Consider the following 5627-nt stretch of genomic DNA (forward strand, 5'->3'; position numbering starts at 1 on the left):
TGCCGGGGAAGGTTTTCCGGTTTATCCCGGAGGGCTTGTAGCTCAGTTGGTTAGAGCGCGCGCTTGATAAGCGTGAGGTCGGAGGTTCAAGTCCTCCCAGGCCCACCAATTTATGCTCGTTTTTTGCTTATCCAAGAGTATGAAGCTTTAGTGTATTAAAGACTTTTCGATCTTTGTTTATTTTTAAGGATTTTATTTTATCATCCAAAGATTATTTGTTAAATTTATCCTATTAAGCTTTCAAAGAGGCTTTTAAAATCCCTTAGTGGTACAGGTAAATTTAAATGATACAAATCAAAATAGTACAGGTAATTCAAGTTGATAAATCTGGTTAAGGTTGATTTGAAAGAGCATTATTTAGGGGCCGTAGCTCAGCTGGGAGAGCACCTGCTTTGCAAGCAGGGGGTCGTCGGTTCGATCCCGTCCGGCTCCACCATTAGGTCATCATCATGTTGTAAGAACAGTCTTTGTAAAAGGTCCAGTGATCTTTTGCTTGTTCTATTGAAATTGTGAAGAGAAGATATATTCAGACATGTTCCTTTTTTAAGGTTCCTTCTGAGGCACAAGTTTTTAGCTTAAGAAAAATACTTTCTTGGGAAAATGCTTGTTGTCAAAAAAAGGTTTTTGAAAACAGATCTTTAAAAAAGATCCTGAAAGAAAAGCCTTTCTTCCGAAGAGGAAATCTTAATTTAAAAAGAGAGACATTGTGTCGCAAGGGAATGCTCAAAGCCCTTGCTTATGATTGGAAGCTTAACCGCGCCATTGAATATATCTCGAGAAGCTGGTCTTTTCTGCTGATATTTGGTTTGTTTTGCGCTTTATTTTGCACAAGATAAAGAGAAGCAGACAAACCGTGAATGAATATTGGCAATGAGAACGATCAAGTGTCTTAAGGGCATTTGGTGGATGCCTTGGCATGCACAGGCGATGAAGGACGTGATACGCTGCGATAAGCTACGGGGAGGTGCGAATACCCTTTGATCCGTAGATTTCCGAATGGGGCAACCCACCTTTGGTGGCTAGAAAAATTAAGCTGTTTTTGCAAAAAGACAGTTTAGTTTTCTAGTCATCTAATAAAGGTATCTACACCTGAATAAAATAGGGTGTAAGAAGCAAACGCAGGGAACTGAAACATCTAAGTACCTGTAGGAAAGGACATCAAACGAGACTCCGTTAGTAGTGGCGAGCGAACGCGGACCAGGCCAGTGGCTTGAATTAAGAAAAGTAGAAACGACTGGAAAGTCGTACCAAAGTGGGTGATAGTCCCGTATACGTAAATCTGATTTAAGTCCTAGAGTAGGGCGGGACACGTGAAATCCTGTCTGAACATGGGTCGACCACGATCCAAGCCTAAGTACTCGTGCATGACCGATAGCGCACCAGTACCGTGAGGGAAAGGTGAAAAGTACCCCGACAAGGGGAGTGAAATAGTACCTGAAACCGAATGCCTACAAACAGTCGGAGCCCAAGATTCGTTCTGGGTGACGGCGTACCTTTTGTATAATGGGTCAGCGACTTAGTCTAACGAGCAAGCTTAAGCCGGTAGGTGTAGGCGTAGCGAAAGCGAGTCTGAATAGGGCGTTCAGTTCGTTGGATTAGACCCGAAACCGAGTGATCTAGCCATGAGCAGGCTGAAGGTAAGGTAACACTTACTGAAGGGCCGAACCCGTATCTGTTGCAATAGATTGGGATGACTTGTGGCTAGGGGTGAAAGGCCAATCAAACTCGGAAATAGCTGGTTCTCCGCGAAATCTATTTAGGTAGAGCGTTAGTCGAATTCTCCAGGGGGTAGAGCACTGGATGGGCTAGGGGTCCTCACCGGATTACCAAACCTAACCAAACTCCGAATACCTGGAAGAACTAACTAGCAGACACACGGCGGGTGCTAACGTCCGTCGTGGAGAGGGAAACAACCCTGACCACCATCTAAGGTCCCCAAGTTATGGCTAAGTGGGAAAGGATGTGAGGATCCCAAAACAACCAGGATGTTGGCTTAGAAGCAGCCACCATTTAAAGAAAGCGTAACAGCTCACTGGTCTAAATAAGGGTCCCTGCGCCGAAAATGTAACGGGGCTAAAGCCATACACCGAAGATGTGGATTTACTCCTTATGGAGTAAGTGGTAGCGGAGCGTTCCGTAAGCCTGTGAAGGGAGACTCGTGAGAGCTCCTGGAGGTATCGGAAGTGAGAATGCTGACATGAGTAACGATAAAGGGAGTGAGAGACTCCCTCGCCGAAAGTCCAAGGGTTCCTGCTTAAAGTTAATCTGAGCAGGGTGAGTCGGCCCCTAAGGCGAGGCCGAAAGGCGTAGTCGATGGGAACCACGTTAATATTCGTGGACCTGTGGGTAGTGACGGATTGCGTATATTGTAAGATCTTATTGGATTGATCTTGCAGTGAAGCAGTTCCAGGAAATAGCTCCCACATATAGACCGTACCCCAAACCGACACAGGTGGACTGGTAGAGAATACTAAGGCGCTTGAGAGAACTACGTTGAAGGAACTCGGCAAATTGCACGCGTAACTTCGGAAGAAGCGTGACCCTTTAGCGGGCAACCGTTAGAGGGTGGCACAGACCAGGGGGTAGCGACTGTTTACCAAAAACACAGGGCTCTGCGAAGTCGCAAGACGACGTATAGGGTCTGACGCCTGCCCGGTGCTGGAAGGTTAAGAGGAGATGTGCAAGCATTGAATTGAAGCCCCAGTAAACGGCGGCCGTAACTATAACGGTCCTAAGGTAGCGAAATTCCTTGTCGGGTAAGTTCCGACCTGCACGAATGGCGTAACGACTTCCCCGCTGTCTCCAACGTAGACTCAGTGAAATTGAATTCCCCGTGAAGATGCGGGGTTCCTGCGGTTAGACGGAAAGACCCCGTGCACCTTTACTATAGCTTTACACTGGCATTTGTGTCTGTATGTGTAGGATAGGTGGTAGACTTTGAAGCAGGGGCGCTAGCCTTTGTGGAGTCATCCTTGAAATACCACCCTTACCGATATGGATGTCTAACCGCAGTTCGTTATCCGGATTCGGGACCGTGTATGGTGGGTAGTTTGACTGGGGCGGTCGCCTCCTAAAGAGTAACGGAGGCGCGCGATGGTAGGCTCAGAACGGTCGGAAATCGTTTGTTGAGTGCAATGGCATAAGCCTGCCTGACTGTGAGACTGACAAGTCGAGCAGAGTCGAAAGACGGTCATAGTGATCCGGTGGTCCCGTGTGGAAGGGCCATCGCTCAACGGATAAAAGGTACGCCGGGGATAACAGGCTGATGACCCCCAAGAGTCCATATCGACGGGGTTGTTTGGCACCTCGATGTCGACTCATCGCATCCTGGGGCTGGAGCAGGTCCCAAGGGTATGGCTGTTCGCCATTTAAAGCGGTACGTGAGTTGGGTTCAGAACGTCGTGAGACAGTTCGGTCCCTATCTGCCGTGGGTGTAGGAATATTGACAGGATCTGTCCCTAGTACGAGAGGACCGGGATGGACGTATCTCTGGTGGACCTGTTGTGGCGCCAGCCGCATAGCAGGGTAGCTATATACGGAAGGGATAACCGCTGAAGGCATCTAAGCGGGAAACCCACCTGAAAACGAGTATTCCCTGAGAACCGTGGTAGACCACCACGTTGATAGGTCAGGTGTGGAAGTGTGGTAACACATGAAGCTTACTGATACTAATCGTTCGATCGACTTGATCGTTCTCATTTCCCATATTCATTCAAAAATATAAAATTCCAGCTTCTCATCATTCATGCTTTTTGCTGACTTGGTGGTTATGGCGGAGTGAACGCACCCGATCCCATCCCGAACTCGGCCGTGAAACGCTCCAGCGCTGATGGTACTTTGTCTTAAGGCACGGGAGAGTAAGTCGCCGCCAGGTCTGCTAAAGGCATGATAGATAACAATTCAAAAATAAAAATATAACGATAAATATCAATGCTCAATACTCAGAGTAGACAATAAAAAAATCTTGTCTTAAAATATATGACGCGGGGTGGAGCAGCCCGGTAGCTCGTCAGGCTCATAACCTGAAGGCCGCAGGTTCAAATCCTGCCCCCGCAACCAATGTTCCAACTAATAATTCCATAAAAATCAAATGACCTCTAAACATGACAATACGCACATAATATCGCGTGAAAATATAATAATGCACGTAATGCAAAATGTTATAGAATAAGTCTTTACTCAAACTTTCCCCTCTACTAGGAAAAGTCAGTAATTTACCTACGTAAGTTCCCCTTCCTGCTACACTTTTCTCATAGAAGCTTTATCAAAACAGTAAAAAACCTAGTGGCCCTTAAACGCACCAAGACCTAGGAGCGGCTTTGGAGCTGGATCGGATGTCTTCTCATCCCGTAAAAGAATGCAATAGGACTAAGGGGTATGCCGCTAATGAAGCAGTGGTAGGCAGAGGCAGGTAGAGAATGCTTTATTCTCTCTAAAACAATAAATCTAAAAGCTCTTCTTAGTACTGGAAAACAAAAATATCATCAATCTCTGAAAATAAAAGCAGGAGGAAACCTGTTGTAGCGTCTAAACGCATGGGAATGCCATGCTCATCACTTGCAACTCTTCTCACGTATAAAAAACCAAATAAGAAGGGGCATGCGACTAATCATCATGCACCTCTGGAAGCAAAATGGGTAGGGGAAGAACGTATAGGTACGTAATGCCACGCACTTAAAGGGCGCGCAAGGACTAAATCTAAACTCAGATTCTCTTGGATTTTAATATCATCCCTCCCTTTGTTCTATGTGTACCTGTATATCTTCATCCTCAAAACAATCTGCAACTTTTTGTAACAAAAAAACTGTACACAATTCCTTGAACATCTACACTATCTATATCACTAAATACTAAGGCGGATTTTTACCTAGCAAGCTTTTTGGGGTAGCAAGCCTATGCCTATGATCATTGTAATGATGCAAACCTTTTGCAAACAGTGTTTTAAGAGGGTAAAGTGTTATGTTGATAGCAGAAAGCCTGTAAAGAGAAAATGGCTATGGTATGTAAGAATAGTGCTGTTTTTTATACGGAGCTGTCTTATTATAAAATTAAGTAGGGTAGGGGAAGAACGTATAGGTACGTAATTTACGCGCATAAAGGCTTTGTAGGAATTAAATCTAAACTCAGATTCTCTCTCTTTACGGAGTTAAGACTTGTGTTTTTATCATAATGACTAGCTTCTCCATCATAATATTTCTGCACGAGAGCTTTCAAAAAATAGTACACCAGCTAGTTTGTTCTTAAAAAAAATAATCAAGGCAATACTTTTGCACCATCCTCATTCGCCATCCTTAAGGGCGGCTTTTGCATTTACAGAAATTGCCACTGACTTTAGAAGCGGAGCCTAGAAACGCGGGGAAGAGGAGAACCATAGAGCGGTGTGATTACTCATTCTGTCATGCTATAGAAATATTTGGTTTTGTAGGGTAGAAGCAGCAGTCCCCCCCCTTTAATGCCTTTTAGGCATTAAAAATGGCACAAGAAAATGCTGGTAGTCGTGATATGGTTTTTTATTATGGCTGATCCATGAGCTCTAAAATATAAATTGAGAGAGAATGGGCGGCATTAAAAGTTAAACGCGCATGGCGAGGCTTGAGATTGATTAGTTCAAAATCCTTTTTTGAGCG

Annotated in this window: 3 tRNA genes and 2 rRNA genes; all 5 read left to right on the forward strand. The window is 45.0% G+C overall.

Annotated features, from left to right (window positions below):
- The first annotated feature begins 31 nt into the window (after positions 1 to 31).
- The 5 genes from ACFIJZ_RS08840 to ACFIJZ_RS08860 all read left to right on the forward strand — a co-directional run bounded on the left by ACFIJZ_RS08840 (position 32) and on the right by ACFIJZ_RS08860 (position 4059).
- A tRNA-Ile gene (locus ACFIJZ_RS08840) sits at positions 32 to 108 on the forward strand.
- 252 nt (positions 109 to 360) lie between these two features.
- Positions 361 to 436: transfer RNA gene (locus tag ACFIJZ_RS08845), tRNA-Ala, on the forward strand.
- A 442-nt stretch (positions 437 to 878) separates the two neighbouring features.
- Positions 879 to 3693 (forward strand): 23S ribosomal RNA (locus ACFIJZ_RS08850).
- A 66-nt stretch (positions 3694 to 3759) separates the two neighbouring features.
- A 5S ribosomal RNA gene (gene rrf / locus ACFIJZ_RS08855) occupies positions 3760 to 3874 on the forward strand.
- A gap of 108 nt (positions 3875 to 3982) precedes the next feature.
- Positions 3983 to 4059, forward strand: a tRNA-Met gene (locus ACFIJZ_RS08860).
- Positions 4060 to 5627 lie beyond the last annotated feature (1568 nt).

The organism is Bartonella sp. CL70QHWL (genome assembly GCF_042194855.1).
Classification (GTDB): domain Bacteria; phylum Pseudomonadota; class Alphaproteobacteria; order Rhizobiales; family Rhizobiaceae; genus Bartonella.